The sequence below is a fragment of the Dactylosporangium sp. NPDC000521 genome (assembly GCF_042898305.1).
GTDB lineage: Bacteria > Actinomycetota > Actinomycetes > Mycobacteriales > Micromonosporaceae > Dactylosporangium.
Window position 1 is genome coordinate 698646 of sequence record NZ_JBIAYW010000003.1, and the last position, 24495, is coordinate 723140.

At 71.1% G+C, this 24495-nt stretch carries 24 protein-coding genes; 18 read left to right on the forward strand and 6 right to left on the reverse strand.

Annotation, left to right across the window (positions count from 1 at the left end):
• The first annotated feature begins 9 nt into the window (after positions 1–9).
• From ACFY3L_RS13370 to ACFY3L_RS13400, 7 genes are all read left to right on the forward strand, one after another.
• Positions 10–1149: a glycosyltransferase family 4 protein gene (locus ACFY3L_RS13370; RefSeq protein ID WP_389322626.1), complete on the forward strand. Its 1140-nt coding sequence runs from the start codon at positions 10–12 to the stop codon at positions 1147–1149.
• Between the two features lie 45 nt (positions 1150–1194).
• Positions 1195–1662 (forward strand): hypothetical protein, encoded by a 468-nt coding sequence (locus tag ACFY3L_RS13375; RefSeq protein WP_389322330.1) that lies wholly within the window; start codon positions 1195–1197, stop codon positions 1660–1662.
• A 257-nt stretch (positions 1663–1919) separates the two neighbouring features.
• The gene (gene pdxS / locus ACFY3L_RS13380; RefSeq protein WP_389322332.1) at positions 1920–2828 is read left to right on the forward strand and encodes a pyridoxal 5'-phosphate synthase lyase subunit PdxS; all 909 of its coding nucleotides are present in this window, start codon (positions 1920–1922) and stop codon (positions 2826–2828) included.
• A gap of 8 nt (positions 2829–2836) precedes the next feature.
• Positions 2837–3448 (forward strand): pyridoxal 5'-phosphate synthase glutaminase subunit PdxT, encoded by a 612-nt coding sequence (pdxT, locus tag ACFY3L_RS13385; RefSeq protein ID WP_389322334.1) that lies wholly within the window; start codon positions 2837–2839, stop codon positions 3446–3448.
• A 3-nt stretch (positions 3449–3451) separates the two neighbouring features.
• On the forward strand, positions 3452–4207 hold the full coding sequence (locus ACFY3L_RS13390; protein ID WP_389322336.1) for a YebC/PmpR family DNA-binding transcriptional regulator: 756 nt from the start codon (positions 3452–3454) through the stop codon (positions 4205–4207).
• Positions 4208–4672: 465 nt separating this feature from the next.
• Entirely contained in the window at positions 4673–4921 is a 249-nt protein-coding gene (locus ACFY3L_RS13395; protein ID WP_389322338.1) for a type II toxin-antitoxin system VapB family antitoxin, read from the forward strand.
• The gene (locus tag ACFY3L_RS13400) at positions 4918–5325 is read left to right on the forward strand and encodes a PIN domain-containing protein (RefSeq protein ID WP_389322340.1); all 408 of its coding nucleotides are present in this window, start codon (positions 4918–4920) and stop codon (positions 5323–5325) included. Before ACFY3L_RS13395 ends, ACFY3L_RS13400 begins: the two co-directional genes overlap by 4 nt.
• Positions 5326–5330: 5 nt before the next feature.
• On the opposite strand, the gene ACFY3L_RS13405 is transcribed toward ACFY3L_RS13400, so the two are convergent.
• Complete coding sequence (locus ACFY3L_RS13405) at positions 5331–6044, reverse strand: response regulator (RefSeq protein WP_389322342.1); 714 nt, start codon at positions 6042–6044, stop codon at positions 5331–5333.
• Positions 6041–7171, reverse strand: coding sequence for a sensor histidine kinase (locus ACFY3L_RS13410; protein ID WP_389322628.1), 1131 nt, complete (start codon positions 7169–7171; stop codon positions 6041–6043). Before ACFY3L_RS13410 ends, ACFY3L_RS13405 begins: the two co-directional genes overlap by 4 nt.
• Positions 7172–7343: 172 nt before the next feature.
• Here ACFY3L_RS13410 and ACFY3L_RS13415 point away from each other — a divergent pair, with 172 nt between their 5' ends.
• Positions 7344–8621, forward strand: coding sequence for a hypothetical protein (locus ACFY3L_RS13415; RefSeq protein ID WP_389322344.1), 1278 nt, complete (start codon positions 7344–7346; stop codon positions 8619–8621).
• A gap of 267 nt (positions 8622–8888) precedes the next feature.
• Here the strand turns inward: ACFY3L_RS13415 and ACFY3L_RS13420 are convergent, their stop codons facing one another.
• From ACFY3L_RS13420 to ACFY3L_RS13435, 4 genes are read right to left on the reverse strand one after another with little or no spacing between them, the layout of a single operon-like run.
• On the reverse strand, positions 8889–10040 hold the full coding sequence (locus ACFY3L_RS13420; protein ID WP_389322346.1) for a cytochrome P450: 1152 nt from the start codon (positions 10038–10040) through the stop codon (positions 8889–8891).
• The gene (locus tag ACFY3L_RS13425) at positions 10037–11686 is read right to left on the reverse strand and encodes an FAD-dependent oxidoreductase (RefSeq protein ID WP_389322348.1); all 1650 of its coding nucleotides are present in this window, start codon (positions 11684–11686) and stop codon (positions 10037–10039) included. The genes ACFY3L_RS13420 and ACFY3L_RS13425 overlap by 4 nt, the downstream gene beginning before the upstream one ends.
• A 34-nt stretch (positions 11687–11720) precedes the next feature.
• Positions 11721–12725 carry a sensor histidine kinase gene (locus ACFY3L_RS13430; RefSeq protein ID WP_389322350.1) on the reverse strand — a complete coding sequence of 335 codons (1005 nt, stop codon included), beginning with the start codon at positions 12723–12725 and terminating at the stop codon, positions 11721–11723.
• A gap of 7 nt (positions 12726–12732) precedes the next feature.
• The gene (locus ACFY3L_RS13435; RefSeq protein ID WP_389322352.1) at positions 12733–13380 is read right to left on the reverse strand and encodes a response regulator; all 648 of its coding nucleotides are present in this window, start codon (positions 13378–13380) and stop codon (positions 12733–12735) included.
• Between the two features lie 146 nt (positions 13381–13526).
• On the opposite strand from ACFY3L_RS13435, the gene ACFY3L_RS13440 reads away from it, so the two are divergent.
• The 10 genes from ACFY3L_RS13440 (at position 13527) to ACFY3L_RS13485 (ending at position 24417) form a co-directional block, all read left to right on the forward strand.
• Entirely contained in the window at positions 13527–14138 is a 612-nt protein-coding gene (locus tag ACFY3L_RS13440; RefSeq protein WP_389322354.1) for a GtrA family protein, read from the forward strand.
• Positions 14032–15204 carry a glycosyltransferase gene (locus ACFY3L_RS13445; protein WP_389322630.1) on the forward strand — a complete coding sequence of 391 codons (1173 nt, stop codon included), beginning with the start codon at positions 14032–14034 and terminating at the stop codon, positions 15202–15204. The genes ACFY3L_RS13440 and ACFY3L_RS13445 overlap by 107 nt, the downstream gene beginning before the upstream one ends.
• Positions 15194–16798 carry an ArnT family glycosyltransferase gene (locus ACFY3L_RS13450; protein ID WP_389322356.1) on the forward strand — a complete coding sequence of 535 codons (1605 nt, stop codon included), beginning with the start codon at positions 15194–15196 and terminating at the stop codon, positions 16796–16798. Before ACFY3L_RS13445 ends, ACFY3L_RS13450 begins: the two co-directional genes overlap by 11 nt.
• A gap of 25 nt (positions 16799–16823) precedes the next feature.
• Positions 16824–18311, forward strand: coding sequence for a hypothetical protein (locus tag ACFY3L_RS13455; RefSeq protein ID WP_389322358.1), 1488 nt, complete (start codon positions 16824–16826; stop codon positions 18309–18311).
• A 5-nt stretch (positions 18312–18316) separates the two neighbouring features.
• On the forward strand, positions 18317–19366 hold the full coding sequence (locus tag ACFY3L_RS13460; protein ID WP_389322360.1) for an ATP-binding protein: 1050 nt from the start codon (positions 18317–18319) through the stop codon (positions 19364–19366).
• The gene (locus tag ACFY3L_RS13465) at positions 19366–20025 is read left to right on the forward strand and encodes a response regulator transcription factor (RefSeq protein ID WP_344503523.1); all 660 of its coding nucleotides are present in this window, start codon (positions 19366–19368) and stop codon (positions 20023–20025) included. The genes ACFY3L_RS13460 and ACFY3L_RS13465 overlap by 1 nt, the downstream gene beginning before the upstream one ends.
• Positions 20026–20136: 111 nt before the next feature.
• Positions 20137–21345: a glycoside hydrolase family 5 protein gene (locus ACFY3L_RS13470; protein ID WP_389322363.1), complete on the forward strand. Its 1209-nt coding sequence runs from the start codon at positions 20137–20139 to the stop codon at positions 21343–21345.
• 53 nt (positions 21346–21398) lie between these two features.
• Positions 21399–22271 carry an alpha/beta hydrolase family protein gene (locus tag ACFY3L_RS13475; RefSeq protein WP_389322365.1) on the forward strand — a complete coding sequence of 291 codons (873 nt, stop codon included), beginning with the start codon at positions 21399–21401 and terminating at the stop codon, positions 22269–22271.
• A gap of 133 nt (positions 22272–22404) precedes the next feature.
• The gene (locus ACFY3L_RS13480) at positions 22405–23613 is read left to right on the forward strand and encodes a substrate-binding domain-containing protein (RefSeq protein WP_389322632.1); all 1209 of its coding nucleotides are present in this window, start codon (positions 22405–22407) and stop codon (positions 23611–23613) included.
• 60 nt (positions 23614–23673) lie between these two features.
• On the forward strand, positions 23674–24417 hold the full coding sequence (locus ACFY3L_RS13485; protein ID WP_389322634.1) for an ABC transporter ATP-binding protein: 744 nt from the start codon (positions 23674–23676) through the stop codon (positions 24415–24417).
• The last annotated feature ends 78 nt before the right edge of the window (positions 24418–24495 follow it).

Consider the following 24495-nt stretch of genomic DNA (forward strand, 5'->3'; position numbering starts at 1 on the left):
GGAGGCGTGCTGCGCATCGGGATCGTCTGTCCGTACTCGTTCGACGTGCCTGGCGGCGTGCAGAACCACGTCCGCGACCTCGCCGAGACGCTGATCAGCCTCGGCCACCACGTCAGCGTCCTGGCGCCCGGCGACGACGAGAGCGCCGACCAGCCCTACGTCGTGCCCGCGGGCCGGGCGGTGCCGGTGCCGTACAACGGCTCCGTCGCGCGCGTCTCGTTCGGGCTCATCTCCGCGACCCGGGTCCGGCGCTGGATGGCCGCCGGCCGCTTCGACGTGCTGCACGTGCACGAGCCGCTCACGCCGAGCCTGTCGATGCTGGCGGTGCTGTCGGCGCGCGGGCCCGTCGTCGCCACGTTCCACACCGCGATCACCCGGTCGCGGGCGCTCGCCGCCGCCCAGGGGCTGCTCCAGCTGGTCCTCGAGAAGATCACGGGGCGGATCGCGGTGAGCGAGCTGGCGCGCAAGGTCCAGGTCGAGCACCTGGGCGGCAGCGCGTGGGAGATTCCCAACGGGGTGCAGGTGTCGCGGTACCGCGCCGCCACGCCGCTGCCCGGATACCCCGGCAGCGGGGGCACGCTGGGCTTCCTGGGGCGGTTCACGGAGCCCCGGAAGGGTTTCCCGCTGCTGCTGTCCGCCTTCGCGACGCTCGCCGCCCGCCGTCCTGACCTGCGGTTGCTGGTGGCGGGCCCCGGGGACGTCGACGAGATCTTCGCCGACTTCCCGGACATCACGGCCTTCAAGGACCGGATCGTCTTCCTGGGGAAGGTGTCGGAGGAGGACAAGGCGCGGATGCTGCGCAGTGTCGACCTGTACATCGCCCCCAACACCGGCGGCGAGTCCTTCGGCATGATCCTGACCGAGGCGATGTCCGCGGGCGCGACCGTCGTCGCCAGCGACCTGGACGCCTTCCGGCGGGTCCTGGACGGCGGGCGGGCCGGCGCGCTGTTCCCCGTCGGCGACGCCGCCGCGCTGACCGCCACCATCGCCGGCCTGCTCGACGACCCCGCGCGGCGGGCCGAGCTCGCCGACCGGGCCGCCTCCGTCGTCGCCGCGTACGACTGGCCCGTCGTCGCCGAACGGGTCCTGGAGGTCTACTCGACGGTGATCGAGGTCGCCGGCGCCGTGATCGAGCAGCCCGTCCCATAGACAGCCGGTCCCGGCGACCGCCGCGCTTACCGTAGGCTTCCCGCCGTGTGGTGGGTGATCACGGTGGTGGCGGTGGTGGTCCTCGTGGCCACCTACCTCACGTGGCTCGCGGCCCGCGTCGACCGGCTCCACGCGCGGGCGGTCGCGGCCTACGCCACGCTCGACGCCCACCTGGTCCGGCGCGCGGTGGCCGCGGTGGCCCTCGCCGAGGCGGCCCAGCTGCCCACCCTCATGTACGCGGCCCGGATCGCCGTCGACGCCCAGCCCGAGGACCGCGAGGTGGCCGAGAACGACCTGACCCGCCACCTGCGTGAGGCGGCCGCCGGCCCGGAGGACGTCGTCGGGCCGCTCGTGCAGGTCAGCAGGCGGGTCGCCCTCGCCAGGCAGGTGCACAACGACGTCGTGCGCGACGCCCTCGCCGTGCGCCGCCGGACGCTGGTCCGCCTGTTCCGCCTGGCCCGCAAGCACCCCCGCCCCGCGTACTTCGACGTCGACGACCCGTCCCTGCCGTGACCCGGCGCTGCCGGTACATGAGCGGCAACCGCACACCGAGAACCTCTGGCTTCCGTTTCTTTCTGCCTCCTCAGCTTCTCCCGATTTATCAGGCGCTCCGCGCCCGCTAAACCGGAAATATCGTCATTTTCGTGGGCTTGGGGTGACCCGGTGGCCGCAACGTGGGCCGCGGGGTTCCCATTGGACGTCGGAACCTGTCACCCGGTCGGCGTAAACTCGAGGTGAATCCCGTTCATCCCTGTGAGGAGTGCTTCGTCGTGTCCGAGTCGCCCACCACCAGCTCGTCAGTCACCGGCACCGCGCGGGTCAAGCGGGGCATGGCAGAGATGCTCAAGGGTGGCGTCATCATGGACGTCGTCACCCCCGAGCAGGCGAAGATCGCCGAGGACGCCGGCGCGGTCGCCGTCATGGCGCTGGAGCGCGTCCCCGCCGACATCCGGGCGCAGGGCGGGGTCTCCCGCATGAGCGACCCCGACATGATCGACGGCATCATCGCCGCCGTCTCGATCCCCGTCATGGCCAAGGCCCGCATCGGCCACTTCGTCGAGGCCCAGGTCCTGCAGGCGCTCGGCGTCGACTATGTCGACGAGTCCGAGGTGCTCACCCCGGCCGACTACAGCAACCACATCGACAAGTGGGCCTTCACCGTGCCGTTCGTCTGCGGCGCCACCAACCTCGGCGAGGCCCTGCGCCGCATCACCGAGGGCGCGGCCATGATCCGCTCCAAGGGTGAGGCCGGCACCGGCGACGTGTCCAACGCCACCACCCACATGCGCAAGATCCGCGCGGAGATCCGCAAGCTGACGTCGCTGCCGGAGGACGAGCTGTTCGTCGCCGCGAAGGAGCTGCAGGCGCCGTTCGAGCTGGTCAAGGAGGTCGCCGAGACCGGCAAGCTCCCGGTCGTGCTGTTCACCGCCGGCGGCATCGCCACCCCCGCCGACGCCGCCATGATGATGCAGCTCGGCGCCGAGGGCGTCTTCGTCGGCTCCGGCATCTTCAAGTCCGGCAACCCCGAGCAGCGCGCCGCCGCCATCGTCAAGGCCGTCACGTTCCACGACGACCCCGACGTCATCGCCAAGGTCTCCCGCGGCCTGGGTGAGGCCATGGTCGGCATCAACGTCGAGGAGATCCCGCAGCCGCACCGCCTCGCCGAGCGCGGCTGGTGACCGCCGGCATGATCATCGGTGTGCTCGCCCTCCAGGGCGATACGCGCGAACACCTGCACGCCCTGGCCGAGCTTGATGTCATCGCCCGTCCTGTACGCCGCCCCGAGGAGCTGGACTCGGTCGACGCGCTGGTCATCCCGGGTGGTGAGTCCACGGCGATGAGCAAGCTGGCGATCGAGTTCGGCATGACCGAGCCACTGCGCAAGCGGCTGGCCGGCGGCATGCCCGCCTACGGCTCGTGCGCCGGCATGATCATGCTCGCCGGCACGATCCTGGACGGCCGCCCCGACCAGGTGCCCTTCGGCGGCATCGACATGACCGTCCGGCGAAATGCCTTCGGCAGGCAGGTCGATTCGTTCGAAGGCACCGTCGACATTTCGGACATTGAAGGTGGGCCGTTCTCGGCGGTCTTCATCCGCGCCCCGTGGGTCGAGGAGGTCGGTCCGGACGTGCAGGTGCTGGGGCGTGTGAGTGACGGAGCGGCCGCCGGTAGGATTGTCGCGGTTCGGCAGCAGCACCTGCTCGCGACAGCCTTCCATCCCGAGCTCACCGGCGACCTCCGAGTCCATCGGTACTTCGTGGAGATGGCGCGTGAGGCGGGCCAGACGACGGAGGGTTAGGCCATGTCCGGGCACTCAAAATGGGCGACGACCAAGCACAAGAAGGCGGTCATCGACGCCAAGCGCGGCAAGCTCTTCGCCCGCCTGATCAAGAACGTCGAGGTCGCCGCCCGCACCGGCGGCGGCGACCCGTCCGGTAACCCCACCCTCTTCGACGCCATCCAGAAGGCCAAGAAGAACTCGGTGCCCAACGACAACATCAACAACGCCGTCAAGCGCGGCTCCGGCCTCATCGGCGGCGGCGCCGACTGGCAGACCGCCATGTACGAGGGCTACGGCCCCAACGGCGTCGCCATCCTCATCGAGTGCCTCACGGACAACCGCAACCGCGCGGCGACCGAGGTCCGCGTGGCGCTCACCCGCAACGGCGGCAGCCTCGCCGATGCCGGCAGCGTCTCGTACATGTTCAGCCGCAAGGGCGTCATCATCGTGCCCAAGGCCGGCGAGCTGACCGAGGACGACCTGCTCCTCGCCGTCCTCGACGCGGGCGCCGAGGAGGTCAACGACCTCGGCGAGGCCTTCGAGATCATCAGCGAGGCGACCGACCTCGTGGCGGTCCGCACCGCCCTGCAGGACGCCGGCATCGACTACGAGTCGGCGGACTCGTCGTTCGTGCCGAGCGTGACCGTCCCCCTGGACGAAGAGGGCGCCCGCAAGGTCTTCAAGCTGATCGACGCCCTCGACGACTGCGACGACGTCCAGAACGTCTACGCCAACTTCGACGTCTCCGACGAGGTCATGGCCCTCGTCGAGGCCTGACCCACCGCGCTGCCGAAGGGCGGAGCCGGCCATGATCGTGGCCGGCTCCGCCCTTTGATTATGAGATGACCGCGTCGGACCCGTTCGCCGCTCTGGTGCGTTCGTACCTCGATGAGCCGCTGCGTCCCGACCTTTCCGACCGGGGGCTTCCGACCGGGCGTCGAGATCGTCTCCGCGCGGCAGGTGGAGCCGATCGTGGTGGTAGCCGTGCTGGATGGCATCGTCCGGTCTTGTGCCGCGCCGGCTCCGGTCACCTTCTACGCCTGGTACGACGAGCAGCCCGGTCAGCCCTGGTCGAGGCCTGACCCCGTCGAACCGCCCCGGCGCTCCGACCCGCTCATGGGTCGGAGCGCCGTACTGTCTCCGGCCTGCTGAAACCGCTCGTTCGTATGCTGGTGGTTGAGGCTGGACCGGCCAGGTTGACGTATAGCCATGTGGCTACTAGTGTCAGAAAGGAGGTGGAACATGACCGAAACCGTCATTAAGGCGGCGACTGAGGCGGCCGCCGAGGAAGACGTGGCGATCGACGAGGAGCTGCTCGAGGAGGCTCAGCGACACTTGGGGACGTCATCACGCAACGAAGCGATCAACGCGGCGCTCCGCGAGTTCGTCGACCAGCAACGCGCCCGGCGACGCAGGGCGCTCGAAAATCTGCAACGCATGGCTGACGAGGGCGTCTTCGACGACAGTCGCTTGAGCGAGGTGGACGAGTGAGATATCTCGTCGACACCAGTGCTCTCGTGCGCATCTATCGTCGTCAGGCTGCCGCTCCGTGGTACGACCTCGTGGCGCGGGGTCTCATCTTGGTGAGCGAGCCGGTTCTCGTGGAGACGCTGACGCTGGCCGAAGCGCACAGGTATCTGGAGGTGGAGAGCGAGCTACTGGCTGCATATCCCTGGGCCGGGATCCCTGACGGTATCTGGGATCTCGTTGCGGTCATTCGACACGAGCTCGTGAAGCCCAGCGCGTTCACGGCCGTGTCGGTTGCCGACCTTGTGATCGCGGCGACCGCGATCCGGCTCAAGCTCGTGGTCCTGCACGAGGACGGCGACTTCGAGACCATCGCGCGGCACGTCCCCGAACTCCGCCAGCAGCGCGTCAGCGTCGATCCGGACTGACTGGATCATTGCCCGGGACGGACGAGGCCCGACTCGTAGGCGTAGACGACGGCCTGGACGCGGTCGCGGAGGGCGAGCTTCATCAGGACGCGGGCGACGTGGGTCTTCACCGTGGCTTCGCCGACCGTCAGGGCGGCGGCGATCTCGCCGTTGGACAGGCCGCGGGCCATGAGGCGCAGGACGTCGGTCTCGCGTGGGGTGAGGTCGGCGAGCTCGGGCGGGGGCTGCGGGCCCGGGGTGCCGGCGTACGAGGCGATCACCCGCGTCGTGACCGCCGGGTCGAGGAGGGCCTCGCCTGCGGCGACGACGCGGATCGCGGTGATGAGATGCTCGGGCGAGGAGACCTTCAGCAGGAAGCCGCTCGCGCCGGCGCGGAGCGCCTCGTACAGGTTGTCGTCGGTGTCGAACGTGGTGAGCACGATGATGCGGGGCGGGTTGGGGGCGGCGAGCAGGGCGCGGGTGGCGGCGAGGCCGTCCTGGCGGGGCATCGCGATGTCCATGAGGACCACGTCGGGGCGTAGCCGGCGGGTGAGGGTGACCGCCTCGACGCCGTCGCCGGCCTCGCCGACGACGTGCATGTCGGACTCGGTCTCGATGACCATGCGCAGGCCGGCGCGGACCATCCGCTGGTCGTCGGCGATGACCACGCTGATCTTCGAGGCGGGGCCGGGACGCGTCGAGGCGGAGCCCGGGCCGTCGGGTGCGGGACCGGAGCTCATGGCGCCACCAGCCGCGGCAGCCGGGCGTGGACGGCGAAGCCGCCGGTGGGGAGCGGGCCGGCTTCGAGGTCGCCGCCGAACAGGGTGACGCGCTCGCGCATGCCGATGAGGCCCTGGCCGGAGCCGGGGACCGGAACGGTGACGGGGCCGCCGTCGTCGACGACCGAGAGGTGGACGCCGTCGTCGGCGTAGCGTAAAGACACGGTGACCGCGGCGGGTCCGGCGTGTTTGAGCACGTTGGTCAGGGCCTCCTGCACGATGCGGTACGCCGAGAGATCCGCGGCCGGCAGCAGCGTCACCGGGGTGCCCGAGCGGTGCAGGGTGACCGTCAATCCGGCCTCGCGGACCTGGGCGAGCAGCTCGTCGAGGCGGTCGAGGCCGACCGGCGCCGCGGTGGTGCCACCGGTGCCGCCGGTGTCGCCCCGGAGCAGGCCGAGCGTGCGGCGCAGCTCGCCGACGGCGTCACGACCCGAGGACTCGATGTTGCGCAGCAGGTCGGCGTCGACGGTGAGGCCCGCGTCGAGGCGGCGCCGGACCACGCCCGCCTGGATGACCATGACGGTGACGCTGTGCGCGACCATGTCGTGCAGCTCGCGGGCGATCCGGACGCGCTCCTCCATGACCGCCTCGCGGACCCGCTGCTCGCGGATCGCGGCGCGGGCGGTGGCGGCGTCGGCGCTTTGGCGGTGCTGGACGCCGAAGACCGTGCCCAGGATCCATGGCGCGACGGGGAAGAAGAGCGCGCCCATCGGGTCGACCGGGTCGACCTGCCAGAAGGCGGCGCCGGTCGCGACGGCGAGGAGCAGGCCGGCGACCCCGCGGGCACGGGCGAGCCGGCCGGTGGTGCCGAGCAGCGGCACGTGCCGGCCGACCGTGTACGCCGCGATGATCATCGCGGCGAGCTGCCACAGCCGGTAGTTGACGATCTGGTCCGGATACCAGTACTTGAGGCCGCCGACGCAGCTGGCGAGCAGGCCGGTGAGCGGGATGACCCGGCGCAGGGCCACGAGCGGCGCGAACCCCGCCAGCACGAACGGCCACCAGTCGCCCGGCTGGTGCGCGACCGCCTCCTCGGTCAGGGCGAACACCACGAATGCGCCCGTCAGCGCGAGATCTGCCCGCCTCATCTCCACGTGATGACCGTAAGCGCTTCCCGGCCGCGGAATCGCCCGTCCAAGGAATGACCGGCGGTCCCCCGCGAGGGGGAGAACGATTCCCCCGCCATGGTGGCGACTTGCGAGCCGGCACATACGTACCTTGCTGGTCCAACGTGAATTCGACCGACTCAGGGGTACCGATATGCGGCTTTTGTTCTTCAGACTTGTGCTCTTCCTCGCGCCCGCTTTCCTCGGCGTCGCCACGGCGGTCGACCCCGCCCTCGGCGAGGACCAGGGCTTCGGGATCTACCGGGCGCACCCCGACGCCATCCAGTGGCACTCGGTGCTGCTGCACTGGGCGTGGGTGCTGTTCGTGCCGGTGTTCCTCGGGCTCCTCGCACCGATCCGGCGCAGGGGCGCCGTGCTCGCGCGGATCGCGTGGTGCGCCGCGGTGTTCGGGCTCGTCACGTTCTCGGCGATGATGGCGTACGACCTGGCGATCCTCGCCATGGAGCAGACGCTGACCGACGCCGACGTCAAACGCGCCGACGAGGCGTTCCAGTCGATGCAGTGGGCGGTGTGGGGCTGGCAGACGCCGGGGCTGGTCGGCTGGGCGCTGGCGCTGCTGCTGACACCGGTCGCGGCCGCCTACGCGAAGGTCATCTCCTGGTGGACGGCGGCCGCCGCGCTGCTGGGTTCGGTGCTGTACCTGCAGTTCGCGATCTCGCCGCTGCCGGTGAACCTCGCCGGGCCGGTCGTGATGCTGGTGGCGTACGGGTTCGCCGGGTGGGAGATGGGCAAGAGGGCCGGCACGTCCGGTGCGGACGAGCCGGCGACGTTCGGCGCGTTCAAGGACCGGGTGGGCCGCTTCGGGCTCGTCGCCGCGCCGGTCGTGTTCGGGGCGGGGCTGCTGACCGTGCCGGGGCTGTCGCCGGACATCGAGGAGTCGGTGCGGCAGCCGGGCCTGGCGCAGGTGAGCGCGCTGCTCCTGCACTGGGCGTGGGTGCTGTTCGTGCCGGGGATGCTGCTGCTGATGCGCCGGGGCCGGCGCTTCACCAGCGCGGCGGCCGCGGTCACCGCGTTCGCGCTGATGCACTTCAGCGGGCTGATGGTCGGCGACTTCAGCGACCTGGCGGTCCGGCAGACGGTGCCGGCCGAGCTCGCGGCGAAGGTGACGGAGGCCTTCGGCGGGTATGCGCTGTTCGCGTTCGGCTGGGCCATGCCGGCGATGCTGGTGAGCCTGCTCGGCCTGATCGCGGTCCCGATCGGCGCCGCCGCCGACGGCCTGGTCCGCTGGTGGGTGCCGGTGCTGACGGGGCTGGGGGTGGTGGCGTTCCTCGCGGTGGGCGTCGGCCCGCTGTCGGTGCTCAGCCCGCTGCTCCTGCTCGCCGGCTACGGCCTCCTGGCCAAGGCCCTCCCGCCCCGCCCCTTACAGGCCGCAACCCCTGCTTCCGCGGCGGAACCCCAACCGGCCGCCTGACCGGCCGCCTGTTCGGACGGGCCGCGGCGCTGAGAACGAGCGACGTCGAGGGCGCCGCGGCCCGCCGGGTGGACGGTGGACCGCGGCGCTGGGGCCGAGCGGCGCCGGAGTCGAGCGGCGTCGAGGGCGCCGCATCGTGCCAGGTGATCGGTAGGCCGCGGCTCCGGCGTGAGTGGCGGGCTGCGGCGCTGGAGTGGAGGCTGGTTCTGCGCCGGGTCGTGGGCTGGGGAGGAGCCTTGCGGTGACGGTGAGTGCGGCGGGGAGAGGTCAGTCCAGGGCCACGCGCAGGTGGCGAGGGCCGCGCAGGACGGGGCTCGGGCGGTACTCCGGCGGGTCCTCCAGCAGGCGGGCCCGCGCCAGGACCGGGGCCAGCGCGCGCAAGGCGACCTGCGCCTCCAGGCGGGCCATCGGGGCGCCGAAGCAGTAGTGGATGCCGTCGCCGAAGGCGAGGTGCGGGACGGGGCGGCGGTCCGGGTCGAAGCGGTCGGGGTCGCTGACGTGGGCGGGGTCGCGGTTGCCGGCGGCGAGGAGCAGCGTGACGGAGGCGCCCCGCGGGATGGTGGTGCCGCCGATGGGGATGTCGTCGAGGGCGGTGCGCCACGGGAGGAACTGCACCGGCGGGTCCCAGCGCAGCACCTCCTCCACGAGCGGGATCGCGAAGGACGGGTCGTCGAGGAGGCGGTCGATCCAGCGGGGCTCGCGGAGCAGGATCAGCGAGGCGTTGGCGATCAGGTTGACCGTCGTCTCGTGGCCGGCGATGAGCAGCAGGAGCGCCGTGCCGACCAGCTCGTCGCGGGTCATCCGGCCGTCGGGGCCGTCGTCGTTGGCGAGGGAGCGCAGCAGGCCCGGCTCGGGGTCGGCGTCGACGAGGTCGCCGATGTAGTCCGCGAGCTCCCGGAAGGCGTCCGTCTCCCGCGGGTTCTCGGTGGACAGCGCGCGGTCGATCCACGCCTTGAAGCGCGGCTCGTCGGCGAGGGGCACGCCGAGCAGTTCGCAGATGACGAGGACCGGCAGCGGGTAGGCGAACTGGTCGACGAGGTCCGCGGTGGAGGCGGGCAGGTCGGCGATGAGCCGGTCGACGATGCCCTCGAAGGACTGCTGCAGGTCCGCGACGAACGTCGGGCGGTGCGGCGGGCCGAACTGCCGGGTGGCGAGGCGGCGCAGGCGGTCGTGCTCGGGCGGGTCGGTCCGCAGGAAGCTCGGCTTCAGCCCGACCGGCTCGCGGGCGGGGTCGACGGCGGAGCTGATCCGCGGGTCGTGCAGCAGGGCGGAGATCTCGCGGAACGTGGTGACCAGCCAGGTGCCGTCGGGTTCGCGGCCGACGGGGGTGCGGCGCAGGGAGGTGTACAGCGGGTAGGGGTTGTGGCGGTTCACCGGGTCCAGGACCGCGCCGAACGCGGAGCCGACGGAAGTGGTCATCGGGCACTCCTCAGAGAGGCGGATCGGGAGCTGGGGTCGTGGCCGGTGACCACCACGGTCGCGTCGCGGGCCAGGAACTTGAAGTCGGGGACGTCGGCGGGGACGGGCACCATCGACTCGGGCTGGTCGACGGTGGTGAAGTGCGGCGGGAACGGCGCCGCCTGCTCGATCAGCCGCGCGTAGAAGGGCAGCCACTTGCCGTGGTTGAAGGTGACGGCGCCGGTGAGGCGTCCCTTGTACCCGTAGGCCGCGGCGAAGCGGCGCTCCGCCACCGAGCCCTGGGTGATGACGACCTCGTCGGAGAAGGTGGGCACGCCGACGGCCTTGATGTTGACGCCGAACTGCAGCGACCAGAAGGACGGCATGTGCAGGTGCGGCCAGCGGTCGGACTCGTCGCTGACCATGTTGTGGGCGGCGACCTCGGCCTGGGAGACGGCGTTCGCCCAGTGCTCCAGGGCCAGGAACTGGTAGCCGAACATCGCGTTCGGGGCGCGGGCGACGTCGCCGGCCACGAAGATGTCGTCGAGGACGAGGCCGTTGGCGTCGAACGCGCGGCAGCCCGCGTCGCACGCGACGCCCCACTCGCCGACTGCGAGGCCGGAGTCGCGGAGCCACTCGATGTTGCGGACCCCGCCGAGCGCGGCGACGACGACCGCGACGTCGACCGTCGTGCCGTCGGAGAAGCGGGCCCGGCGCACGTGGCCGTCGGCGTCGCCCTCGATCGACTCGACGGTGACGCCGCAGCGCAGGTCGACGCCGTGCTCGCGGTGCAGGTCGGCGGCGACGGCGCCGACGACCCCGCCGAGCGCGCCGGCCAGGGGCGTCGCGGCGGCCTCGGCGACGGTGACGTCCAGGCCCATCGACCGGCAGGTGGAGGCGATCTCCGAGCCGGTGAAGCCCGCGCCGATGACGAGGACCCGCGGGGTGTGGTCGGCGTCGCGCGCCTCGAGCGGACCCGGGGCCTCGCCGAGGCGGGCGGCGGCGCCGTACGGCGCGAGGAGGGCGAGCCGCTCGTGGAGGTGCAGCGCGTCGTCGCGGGTGCGGAGCACGAACATGCCGTCCAGGGCGGCCTCGACCGGGTCGTGCCACGGGCGGGCGCGGACGCCGGTGGTGATCAGCAGCCGGTCGAACGGCACCGACGCGCCGTCGTCGAGCTGGATCCGGCGGCCGGCGAGGTCGAGGCCGATCGCGTTGACGCCGAGCCGCCAGGTGGCGTCGAGGTCGGCGCGGTGCGGCAGGGTGGTCGCGTCCGGCGCGACCTGGCCGCTGAGGGCCTGCTTCGACAGCGCCGGCCGGTCGTACGGCTCGCCGGCCTCGCCGTCGATGAGCGTGAGGGACCCGGTGAACCCCTCCTCGCGCAGCGCCTCGGCGGCGCGCAGCCCGGCGAGGGACGTGCCGACGACGACGATGCGGGACGGGCGGTCCACGACGTGGACGGGTGGCATGTCATGCACGGAGAGCCGGTCGATCTGGATCGCCTGGACGGGGCACGCGGCCGCCGCCCGCTGGACGCGTTCGCGCTGGTCCTCGGCGGGGGCAGGGTCGTACATGAGGGCCTCGTCGCCCTGCATCCGAAACGAGGTGGGCGCCAGGAAGGCGCACTGGGCGTAGCCCTGACACTTGGTGAGATCAACTACCACGCGCATGCACCAACGGTCAGCCGGAGGCGGCGGCGGTGCCTCACCCTGTGAGGACGGCGGGGGAACTGGGCAGGATCGCGCGGACGACGGTGCCGGCGCCCGGCGCGCTCATCACGTCGAGGGTGCCGCCGACCAGCTCGGCCCGTTCCCGCATGGACCGCAGCCCGAGCCTGCCCGGCGATCCCGCGGTGAAGGGATGGAAGCCGACGCCGTCGTCGACGACCTCCAGGACCACGCGGGTGTCGTCGCCGGCGAGCCGGACGGTGACCTGCGAGGCACCGGCGTGCCGGGCGGCGTTGCCGAGGGCTTCGAGGGCGATGCGGTACAGGGCCTCCTCCACCTGCGGGCTGACCGCCGGCTCGGCGTCCAGCTGCAGGCCCCACCCGGGTGGGACGGCGCCGGTGCCGGGGGCGAAGTGCAGCGCGTCGACGATGCGCCGCAGCGCCGCGGCGAGCCCCGCGCCGACGAGGGTCTCCGGCCGCAGCCGCACGATGATGCCGCGCAGGTCGCTGAGGCCGGCGCTGGCCGTCTCCTGGATCCAGTCGAGGGAGGCGCGGGCGTTGGCGGGGTCGCCGTGGACGAGCTCGGCGGCGGTGCCGGCCCCGAGGCTGATGCCGTAGAGGGTCTGCACCACCGAGTCGTGCAGGTCTCGCGCGAGGCGTTCACGCTCCCGGGTCGCCTGCGTCTCGCCGGTACCGATGGCGAGCGCGGCGACCGCGGCGAAGGCTTCGAGGCGGCGCGGTGGCGGAGGGCGCCGCCGGCCGACGGCGACGAGCACGCCGGGGACGCCGCCGTGCCCGGGCATCGGCACGCAGCTGACGGCGCCTTGCAGCACCGCCCGCCCGTGCCGCATCCCGGCGGCGACGATCGCACCGAGGTCCGGCGACGGCGGGCCGGAGCTCACCCGTACGGCGCCCGCGGCGTCGACGACGAGGACCGCTGCCGCCGGAAGGGTGCGCCGGGCACGGTCGCACACCGAGTGGAGCACCTCGTCGACCGGGGCGCCGGCGCGCAGCAGGGCGTGCAGCGCCGCTATGTGTCTCAACGGTGCCTCAACTCGGGGCCGCCGCGTGGACCGGCACGAGCCCGACCCGCATCGCGTAGAGGGCGGCCTGCGTGCGGCTCTCGGCGTTGAGCTTCTGCAGGATGTTGCTCACGTGCGTCTTCACGGTCTGCGGCGCGATGTGCAGCTCCCGGGCGATCTGCCCGTTCGCCCGGCCGCGGGCCAGCAGCACCAGGACCTCCTCCTCCCGGCGGGTGAGCTGCGGCGGGGCCGTCGGCACGTGCACGTCGCGGACGAGCCGGGCCGCGACCGCCGGCGACAGCTGCACCTGACCCGCGGCGGCGGCGCGGACCGCGCGGTGCAGCTCCTCGGAGGAGGTGTCCTTCAGCAGGTACCCGACCGCGCCGGCGTGCAGGGCGTCGGCGATGAGCTGCGGCTCCAGGTAGCCGCTGAGGGCGACGACCTCGACCCCGGGCAGCTCGCGGCGGATCACGGTGGTCGCGGAGATACCGTCGAGGACCGGCATGAGCAGGTCCATGAGGACGAGGTCGGGGCGCAGCTCGTGGGCCAGGCGCACCGCTTCGCGGCCGTCGGAGGCGAACCCCACGGTCTCCAGGTCGCCGCTGAGGGACAGGAAACCGCGCAGACCCTCACGGACCATCGCGTGGTCGTCGGCGATCAAGATCTTGATACTCATCGCCGCGCGCTATACCCCGGTGTGGCGGTGAATCACCACGTCCCCGGTGCCGTTCGGCGTACGCCGAATGGGGGAGGACCAAGGTCGCCGCCGCGCCCCGACCGTGGCCCGATGTAAGGCGCGCCCGGGGCGAGCATCGTTGCACCGTGACGCCCAACTTGCGCCGGCTGGGCCGGTTTTCGCTGGTGGGAGCCGGCGGTGTGGTGGTCAACAACGGCGCGTTGCTCGTGCTGCACGGGGTGCTCGGACTGGCGCTGCTGCCCGCCACCGTCGCCTCGGTCGAGCTCGCGCTGGTCACCAACTACGTGCTGCACGAGCTCTGGACGTTCCGCCGGCGCCGGTTGTCGCTGCAGCGGTTCGCCTACTTCAGCCTGGCCGGCCTCGCCGCACTGCCGGTCAACGTCGTCGCGGTCCAGCTGCTGGTCGCGCTCGGGATGCACTACCTGCCCGCGAACCTCATCGGCATCGTGGCCGGGTTCGCCGTCAACTTCGCCGTCAGCTCGAAGTGGATTTGGAGTGAACGCACCGATGGAACAGCTGGTGTTGACCATTCTCACCCTGATCTCGCTGGTGCTGACAGTGCAGGCGGCGCACGCGTTGTACCTCATGATCTACACGTGGGACCAGCCCGAGGCGGGCGACCGGGCGCGGGTGCCCGATCAACGTGCTACGCCCGCACTCTCCTTCACCGCCATCCTCCCGGCACGGCACGAAGAGGAGGTCATCCAGCACACCATCGCCCGCGCCGCGTCCGCTGAGTACCCGCCGCACCTGGTGCAGATCCTCGTGGTGTGCTCCGTCGACGACGTCGGCACGATCGAGCAGGCACAGGCGCAGGTGAACCGGCTGCGCGCGATGGGCCGCACGAACGTCGAGGTGGTGGTGTTCGATGACGGGCCGATCAACAAGCCGCACGGGCTCAACACCGCGCTGCGGTACGCCACCAACGACGTCGTGGCGATCTTCGACGCCGAGGACGAGGTCCAGCCGCAGCTGTTCGACATCGTCAACACCATCATGTTGGGCGAGGACGTCGGCTGCGTGCAGGCCGGCGTGCAGCTGATGAACTTCGACTCCAACTGGTATTCGACGTTCAACGTGCTGGAGTACTTCTTCTGGTTCCGCAGCCGGCTGCACTACCACGCGAAGAACGGCGCGATCCCGCTCGGCGGCAACACCGTGTTCTTCAAGCGGGACCTGATCCAGCGGCTCGGCGGCTGGGACGAGTCGAACCTGACCGAGGACGCCGACATCGGCCTGCGCATCTCCAGCATGGGCGAGAAGGTCCGGGTCGTCTACGACGACCGCTACGTCACGAAGGAGGAGACGCCACCGACGCTGCAGAGCTTCATCAAGCAGCGAACCCGGTGGTGTCAAGGCTTCATGCAGACCCTCGGCAAGGGCACCTGGAAGCTCATGCCGACCCGCCGGCAACGCTTCCTGGCCTGGTACACCCTGGCGTTCCCGCACGTGCAGGCGATGCTCGGGGTGTACCTGCCGGTGGCGCTGCTCAGCGCGTTCGTGCTGAGCGTGCCGGTGCCGGTGGCGATGATGTCGTGGCTGCCGGTGCTCCTGCTCGGCGCGCACTTCGTGATGAGCGTCGTCGGCCTGTACGAGTTCACCGGCGCGCACGGGCTGAAGGCGACCCCCGGCACGGTGGTGAAGATGGCGATCACCTGGTTCCCGTACCAGATGGTGCTGTCCTACGCGGCGGCGCGCGCCCTGTGGCGGCAGGTCAAGGGCGAGCGCAACTGGGAGAAGACGGCCCACGTCGGTGCGCACCGCACCGCGGCGGAGACGGCGGAGCTGACCAATGTCGGCTGACACCCTGCAGCGGCCGGCGAGCCCGGCGGCGGCACCGCAGAAGCCGCCGCAGACGCGCGGCTGGCCGCTCATCATCCTCAGCCTGGCGATCGGCCTGGTGACGCACGGCTGGAACATGTTCCGCTACCCGCTGTACCTCACCGACGAAGGCATCTACATGGAGCAGGCGTGGTCCGTGCTCCACATGGGCAAGCTGTCGCCCTACACGTACTTCTACGACCACGCGCCGATGGGCTGGCTCACGATCGCGGGCTGGGTCGCGATCCTGCCCGGCGGCTTCAGCGCCTTCGGCAACGCGATCAACACCGGGCGCGTCCTGATGCTGATCGTCCACCTGGTCTCGGTGTTCCTGCTGTACGAGACGATCCGGCGCTACACCGGCAGCAAGGCCGGCGGGTTCCTCGCGGCGTTCGTGTTCAACGTGTCGCCGCTCGGCGTGTACTACCAGCGCCAGGTGCTGCTGGACAACCTGATGATGCTGTGGATCCTGCTGGGCCTGTACCTGCTGGCCCGCAAGGACGGGCGGATCGTCACCGTGATGGGCGCCGGGACGTGCTTCGGCCTCGCGCTCATCACGAAGGAGAACGCGCTGTTCATCCTGCCGGGCTGCGCGTACCTGCTGCACCGCACGGTGAAGGAGCAGTCGAACCGGCGTTTCGGGCTGTCGTTCTGGTGGTTCGCCGCGCTCGCCCCGGTCATCGGCTACCTGCTCTACGCGCAGATCAAGAACGAGCTGTTCCCGGAGGGGTTCAACTTCAACCTCGCCGCGGCCACCCCCGGCGACCACGTGTCGCTGCTCTACACCGTGTGGTGGCAGCTGCACCGCAACTCGAACAGCAGCAACGGCCTGTCGTTCACCAGCCTGCTGCAGGACAGCTGGATGTTCAAGGACCGTCACCTGCTCATCGCCGGCACCGCGGCGACGCTGCTCGCCCTCTTCGCCGGCCGCAACAACAAACGGCTGCGCGGGCCGATGCTGGCGTGCGCGCTGATGGCCACCGGTTACGGCTTCTACCTGACCCGCAGCGCCCTGCTCGACTTCTACATCGCGCCGATGGTCCCGCTGTTCGCGCTCAACCTCGGGATGTTCTTCGGCTGGCTGACCCGGCGCACGAAGCCGGCCGGCGCGGCGGTGCTCGTCGCCTGCCTGCTGGTGCCGGTGCTCGTCATGCCGGGTGGGTTCCTCGTCAAGTACAACACCAGGGGGCAGCTGGAGTTCAGCGACGCCTACCGGCTGCCGCTGACCTACCTGCAGGAGCAGCAGGTCGCGTGGATCAAGACGAACGTGTCGCCGAACGCGAAGCTCATCATCGACGACGACATCTGGGTCGCACTGCACGACAACGACCCGCCGTACAAGTACGCCTACCCGCACTACAAGGCCACGTCCGACCCGGACGTGCGGGACAAGGTCTTCGCCTCAAGCTGGCAGAACGTCGACTACGTCGTGATGTCGAACAAGATGCGCGACGCACTCGAGCGCGGCGGCGAGACCTGGATCCTCGAGGCGATCGACCAACACGGGCAGCCCGTCTGGCAGGCGACCCGCGGCGACGTCTCACTGCAGATCATCAAGATCGGTGCAACTTCATGAGCGAGCTGGAGTGACGATGCAAACCGTGAAGCGCCGGCTGGCACCGGCGAAACGCCGTCCGGCAGCGGCGAAACGCCGCCGGCGGGTGTCCCGGCCGAAGATCTCCGGCCGCCGGCTCCTGATCGCCGCGGTCGCCGCGTTCCTGCTGATCAGCGTCGGTCGTTCGGTGCTGCCGGCGCTGGGTATCGACACGCCGAAGCTGCCGTCGTTCGGCGGCGGCGGCGAGGAGACGCCGACGGCGCCGGTGACCAAGGCGCCGAAGGCGCCGACCGTCGACCTCAACGGAGTCATGGTGCACGGTGGCGGCGATCCGATGGTCACGCTGAACCCGGGCCTGGTGCGGCTCGGCGGCTCGGTCACGGCCAGCGGGTCCGGCTTCGACCAGGGGTCCATGGTCGACGTGTACCTCGGGCCGTCCTCCTCCGGGGCGCAGCCGTCCAAGGGCTCCGCCAAGAACGCCAAGGGCGCGAAGCCCGTCCAGGTCGGCACCGCGAAGGCCGGCAAGTACGGCATCTTCACGGTGAACTTCTCGTTCCCCACCAAGATGACCACGCCCGTCATGGAGGTGACCGCGCAGGCGCGCGGCAGCGACAAGGTCGCCAAGGCCGAGGCGGCCGTCGCCCAGGGCGCCGGGCAGGCGACGCTGTCCGCCATCGTCGGCAAGCCCGGCGACGTCATCAACCTGACGGTGAAGGGCTTCTCCCCGGGCGAGCAGCTGCAGGTCTTCTGGGGACGGATCAATGGTGATCCCGCCCTCACCCTCAAGGCCGACGAGGATGGCTCGGTGGGTAAGACGCCGATCAAAGTCGGGGTCACGGCGGTCGGGACGACCAGTCTGGTAGTCGTGGGCAAGACCAGTGGGGCGGCGGCGAGCGCGCCGTTCCAGGTGCTGCGGCTGTACCCGTCGATCAAGCTCGCGCCCTACGCGGTGAAGGCGACCCAGTCGATCACCTTCTCCGGCTCCGGGTTCGCGCCGGGGGAGCGGGTCCTGGTGCGGCTGAACTCCGCCGGCGGGCAGCCGGTCATGGCGGTGCCGACCGACGGCGCCGGAGGCTTCAAGGGCGCCGGGCTCACCATGCCGTACCAGCTCAAGGGTGCCCAGTCGCTGGTCTTCATCGGCGAGCAGAGCCGGGCGGCGGCGTCCACCGGGTTCACGATCCTGCCCTACATGCCGCAGGCCCGGACCAACGCCTACGGCGGCCTGCCGGGCACGGTCGTCAACTTCTACGCCACGCAGTTCGCGCCGAACGAGGCCGTGCACGTCTACGTGAAGACGTCCAAGGGCGCGACGCCCCAGCTCGTGTCCGCGTTCCGGGTCAACAAGGCCGGTGCCGCCCGCGCCGTCGGGCAGTACACCATCCCGGGCAACACGGAGAACAGCGTTATCTTCGAGCTGAGGGGGCAGCTCAGCGGCTCGACCGCGACCGTCAACTTCAAGGTCGACGCCTCCGGCGGACCGGTCGACATCCCGACGCCGAAGCCGTACGTGCTGCCGAAGGATCTGGAGAAGTAGCGCCGGTGTACTGGCAGGCATTCCGGGCCGCCCCGGAGGCGTTGGTCGTGCTCGACGCCGCCGGGGTGGTCCGGCTTGCCAGCAGCGCCGCCGAGTCGCTCTTCGACCGGGCCACCGCCGACCTCGTCGGCCGCCGGGTCGGCGAGCTGTTCGCCAGCGACCCGCGACGCGCGCTCGACGACGTGAACGCCGACGAGCCCGTCTACACCTCCTCGGTGATCCGCCTGCCGGGCGGCGCCGAGGTGCCGGTCGACGTGCGGCTGGGGACCCTGCCGGGCGACCCGAGCGGGCTCGTCGTGCTCGCCGTCGACGACCAGGGCGCCGGCGGCCTGTCCCGGTCCAGCCTCGAGCACCGCGTGACCCGGCTGCAGCAGGAGGGCGCCGCGCAGGAGCAGGCGCTCGGCGACGTCATCCTCAACCAGGAGCGGGAGCGGGCCCGCATCGCCGCCGGGGTGCACGACGACAGCCTGCAGGTGATCACCGCGGCGATGCTGCGGCTGCAGCACCTGCGCCGCCGGCTGCGCGATCCCCGCAACCTGGAGCTGCTCGGCAAGCTGGAGGAGAGCCTGGCCCTCGCCGCCGAACGGCTGCGGCGGCTGATCTTCGACTTCCGGCCGCCGAAGCTGACCAGTGAAGGGCTTGCCGCGGCGACGAAGGACCTGCTGGACGGGCTCGCCGAGGACCACTCGCTGGTCGTACACCTGGAGAACCGGCTGCAGGACGAGCCGGCGCTGCCCACCCGGCTGCTGCTCTTCAGGATGCTGCAGGAGGCCGTCGCCAACGTCTACAAGCACGCCGACGCCGACGAGTGCACGGTGATCCTGGGCGAGCAGGACGGCGGCTATCTGATCCGGGTCGTCGACGACGGGGTCGGCGCCGAGGAGTTCGAGACCGACGCGGGACACCTCGGCCTGGTGCTGATGCGGGAGCGGGCGGCGCTGGCCGGCGGGTGGTTCCGGATCGCCAGCGTGCCCAGAGGCAGCGCCGGCAGTGGCACGACCGTCACGTTCTGGGTGCCGCGCGGCGCCGACCTGCAATCCAAAGGAGCCGCCTGATGCGCTACCGAGTGCTGATCGTCGAGGACCACCAGGTGGTCGCCGAAGGCCTCGCCGCGCTGCTCAACGAGCACGACGAGCTGCGCGTCGTCGCCATCGCCGGCGGCGTCGGGGAGGTCGAGCACCTCGCCGACGTCGAGCGGGTCGACGTGGTGCTGTGCGACTACTGGCTGCCCGACGGCACCGGCCCGGAGGCGGTCGCCGCGCTGCGGCTGCACCAGCCGGACGTCGCGATCGTGTTCCTCAGCGCCGACACCAGCGACGAGGTGATCCTCGCGGCGCTCGAGGCCGGCGCCGCCGGCTACCTGGTGAAGAGCGCCGGCGGGGCCGACGTCGCGGACGCGGTGCGCCGGGCGATCGACGGGGAGATCCTCGTGCCGGCCCGCCAGCTGGCGAAGCTCCTCGCGCGGCGGCGGGAGCGCTCGCACCGCTCCGCGGAGCACGCCCGGCGGCTGGACAGCCTCACCCCGCGGGAGCGGCAGATCCTCACCCTGATGACGTCCGGCATGGACAACCGTGACATCGCCAGGGAGCTGAGCATCAGCTACACCACCGTCCGCAGCCACGTGCGGCATCTGTTGTCGAAGATGGGCGCCCGGTCGAAGCTGGAGGCGGTCGTACGAGCGGCGGACTGGGACGCTCCTACAGTTGCACCCTGAGCGTCTCGCACAATTGCATCAGGATCATTTCGGACATTTGTACGCTGACCTGAAATTTCCGGTTCCGTAATGTTTTGACCTGCCCGACGTCGTCGCACGTGAGGACAGGTCTTGAAGCGTTCCCGTCTTGTGTGGCTCAGCGCCACGCTTGTGCTCGCCGCCGCCGCTGTCACCACCGGTGGTCTTGTCATGCGCAACTCCGAAGAGAAGCACGGTCCGGCCAAGGCGGCCGGCCGGCAACTCCAGCTGCCGTTGCACACCTCCGGTAACCGCATCGTCGACGCCGGCGGTAAGACGGTCACCTTCACCGGCGTCAACTGGTTCGGTCTGGAGACCAACACGTTCGCCCCGCACGGGCTGTGGTCCCGCGGCCTGGACGACATGCTCGACCAGATGGCCGTGCAGGGCTTCAACTCGGTGCGCCTGCCCTTCAGCAACGAGCTCTTCGACGACAAGTCGAAGCCCAACGGCGTGGACTACAAGCTCAACCCGGACCTGCAGGGCCTCACCGGCCCGCAGATCATGGACAAGGTCGTCGAGGGCATCACCAAGCGCGGCATGATGGTCATCCTCGACCGGCACCGGCCGACCTCGCAGGGCCAGAGCAACCTCTGGTACACCGACAAGGTCAGCGAGGAGCGGTGGATCTCCGACTGGAAGATGCTCGCGAAGCACTACCGGGACAACCCGCTCGTCGTCGGCGCCGACCTGCACAACGAGCCGCACGGCGAGGCCACCTGGGGCACCGGCGGCGAGAAGACCGACTGGCGGGCCGCCGCCGAGCGGGCCGGCAACGCCATCCTCGCCGAGAACCCCGACTGGCTGATCGTCGTGGAGGGCATCGAGTCCTACGACGGCGACGGGTACTGGTGGGGCGGCAACCTGCAGGGCGCGGCCAAGGACCCGGTCCGGCTCAAGGACCAGTCGAAGCTCGTGTACTCCGCGCACGACTACAGCCCCAAGGTGTGGTCGCAGCAGTGGTTCACCGACAAGGCGTTCCCGGCCAACATGCCGGCGCTGTGGGACAAGCAGTTCGGCTACCTCGTCAAGAACAACGTGGCGCCGGTCCTGATGGGTGAGTTCGGCGGCCGCTCCGTCGCGGAGACCGACGCCCAGGGCAACAAGGACCTCGAGGGCATCTGGCAGCGGCATCTCATCTCCTACCTGAAGGAGAACGGGCTCAGCTACACGTACTGGTCCTGGAACCCCAACTCCGGCGACACCGGCGGGGTCCTGAAGGACGACTGGAAGACGATCGACCAGGCGAAGATGGACCTGCTCAAGTCGTACCAGTCGACGCCGGTGACCAAGAAGCCGTAGGTCTCCGTCGATGGCCCTCCCCACGCTGTTATGTTCAGCGTGGGGAGGGCCTCATGCCTGAACGGGATCTGACGGTCGGCGACCTGCAAGCGATCCTCACTGTGCCTCCAGACCCGCCCCGGGCCGGTCTGGTGCTGGTCGACGGATCCGGGCCCGCCACGCGGCACGACTGGGTCGGCATCCCCGGCTGGCTGGCCGGGCGTGGGGTGGCCACGCTGCGGCACGACAAGCCGGGCGACTGGTGGGCGCAGAGCTTCGCCGACCGGGCCGCCGAGGCCCTTGCCGCCGTCGCCGTCGTGCGCGCCGAGACCGGCGTGGAGCGGGTCGGCCTCGTCGGCTACAGCCAGGGCGGCTGGATCTCCCTGCTCGCCGCCACCGGCCGGCCGCAGGATGTCGACTTCGTGATCACCGTGTCCGGGCCGGCGGTCGGCATCGCCGAGCAGGAGCGGGTCCGCATCGAGCGGGGGCTGCGCCGCGCCGGGCATCCGCCCGCCGTCGTCGACGAGGCGATGCGCTGGGTCGACGAGCGCGCCGCCAGGCTCGCCGTCGGCGACCCGCCCGCCCAGGTCCTCGATGCGCAGCACCGGCACGCCGGCCGCGAATGGCACGACGTGGTCGCCGCCGCGCCGTACGACACCGTGGCGACCCTCGCGTTCTTCGCCCGGGCGCTGAGCTTCGACCCCGCCGCCGTCATCCCGCACCTGCGCTGCCCGATCCTCGCCCTGTTCGGCGCCGCCGACGAGCTCGTGCCCGTCGAGCGCAGCGTCGCCGTGCTCGCCGAGCGCCTTCCGGGGCTGCACCGCGGGCGCAACGCCGTCGCCGTCCTCCCCGGCGCCGACCACATGCTCTTCATCGCTGAGGGTGAACACTCCCCGGTGTTCCTGTCGATGTTCGGGGCGTTCCTCGACCTCGTAGCCGTCTCGTAGGGCACAGAACCGGGCAACCCGCCCGACTTGTGTGGTGCGCCCACATAGCTCGGTGCCCTGCGCCACTCCTAGCGTGTGCGAACACCGCCAGCAGGCGCTGGCCTTAACGAGGCGTTCACACGGAGGAAGCGTGATTCGGCAGACGACTGCGCCGCGGCGGGTACTGTTCGCGGCGCTCGGGTTGGGCATCGCGGCGACGTTCACGGCGGCGTGCAGCAGCCCCCAGGAAGCCGCGCAGGAGCCGGCCAAGGACGGCACTCCCATCAAGGTCGGTCTCGTCTACTCGCAGACCGGCGCCCTCGCCGGCTACGGCAAGCAGTACATCGAGGGCTGGAAGGCGGGGCTCGCCTTCGCGACCAAGGGCACCGGCAAGGTCGGCAACCGCCCGGTCGAGGTCAAGGAGGTCGACGACGCGGGTGACCCGGCGAAGGCCGTCTCCGCCGCCAAGGACCTCATCGGCCAGGGATACAAGATCATCGCCGGCAGCACCAGCTCGGCCGTCGCCGGCCAGGTCGCGCCGCTCGCCGCGCAGAACAAGGTGCTCTTCGTGTCCGGCCCGGCCGCGTCCGACGCGGTCACCGGCGTCAACAAGTACACCTTCCGCTCCGGCCGCCAGTCGTACCAGGACGTCCTCGCGGCGAAGTCCTACCTGCCGGCGCCGACCGGCAAAAAGGTCCTCGTGTTCGCGCAGGAGGGCACCTTCGGCAAGTCGAACGCCGACGCGGTCAAGGCCGTCATCGGCGGCGCCGGCGCCACGGTCGAGAACCTGTTCGTCCCGGCCAGCGCGACCGAGTTCACCGGCTTCGCCGCCCAGGCGAAGGGCGCCAAGGCCGACATGATCTTCGTGGCGTGGGCCGGCACCACCGCCCCCGCCATGTGGCAGGCCCTCGACCAGCAGGGCGTGCTCGGCTCGACCATGGTCGTCACCGGCATCGACCAGCGCGCCTCGTGGGCCACGTTCGGCGCGGCCGGCAGCAAGCTGTCGCTGCTCGCGCACTACTTCGAGGGCGCCAGCGACAACGAGGCCACCACCGCGCTGCGCAAGGGCGTGGAGGGCGGCAAGGTCGACCTGTTCCACCCGGACGGCTTCACCGCCGCGCAGATGGTCGTGCGGGCGGCCGGCGAGGGCGGCGACGACGCCGACAAGATGGTCACCGCGCTCGAGGGCTGGAGCTTCGACGGCGTCAAGGGCAAGCTGACGGTCCGCAAGGAGGACCACGCCCTGCTGCAGCCGATGTTCCAGGGCAAGTTCTCCGGCTCCGGCGCCGACCTGAAGCCGGAGCTCGTCAAGGCGATCGACCCGGCCGACGCGGCCCCGCCGGTCGTGCAGATGAAGGGCTGAGGGTTGTTCCCCAAAGCATCCGCGCCAGCGGCCGGGGTGGTTGACGCCCCGGCCACCGGCCTGCTGTCGACCAGGCGGCTGACCTGGAAGATCGGCGAGGTCGCGATCGTCGACCACGTCTCGATCGACCTGGCCGAGGGCGAGTTCCTTGCCGTGATCGGCCCCAACGGCGCGGGCAAGACCTCGCTGTTCAACCTGATCTCCGGCCTGCGCCGCCCGACGGACGGCTCGATCATGCTCGCCGGGCACGACGTCACGCGGCTCTCGCCGCACCGCCGGGCCCGCCGCGGCCTCGGCCGCACCTTCCAGTCGTCGTCGGTGTTCGGGTCGCTGACCGTGGCGCAGAACGTGCGGCTCGCCGTGCAGGCCCGCCGCGGCGGCTCGATCCGGCCCTTCCCGCTCGGGCGCGCCGACCGTGACATCGCCGAGCGCGCCGACCGGGTGCTGTGGCGGGTCGGGCTCGACCACCGCGCCGGCACCCTGGCCGGCACCCTCGCCCACGGCGAGAAGCGCAAGCTGGAGATCGCGCTGCTGCTCGCCGGCGAGCCGAAGGTGCTGCTGCTGGACGAGCCGATGGCCGGGGTCAGCGCCGAGGACGTCCCGGGGCTGGTCGCACTGATCAAGACGCTGACCCGCGACGAGCGGCGCAGCGTCCTCATGGTGGAGCACCACATGGACGTCGTCCTCGACCTGGCGGACCGGGTGGCCGTCATGCACCACGGCGCCCTGCTCATCTGCGACACGCCGGAGGTCGTCATGGCCGACCGCACCGTCCAGGAGGCGTACCTGGGGGAGAAGCTGTGAGCCATCCTCGGTCAACCTCAGGCCGGCGCTTGAGCTCGGTTATGTCGACTCGCTGCGCTCCCCGACATAACCGAAATT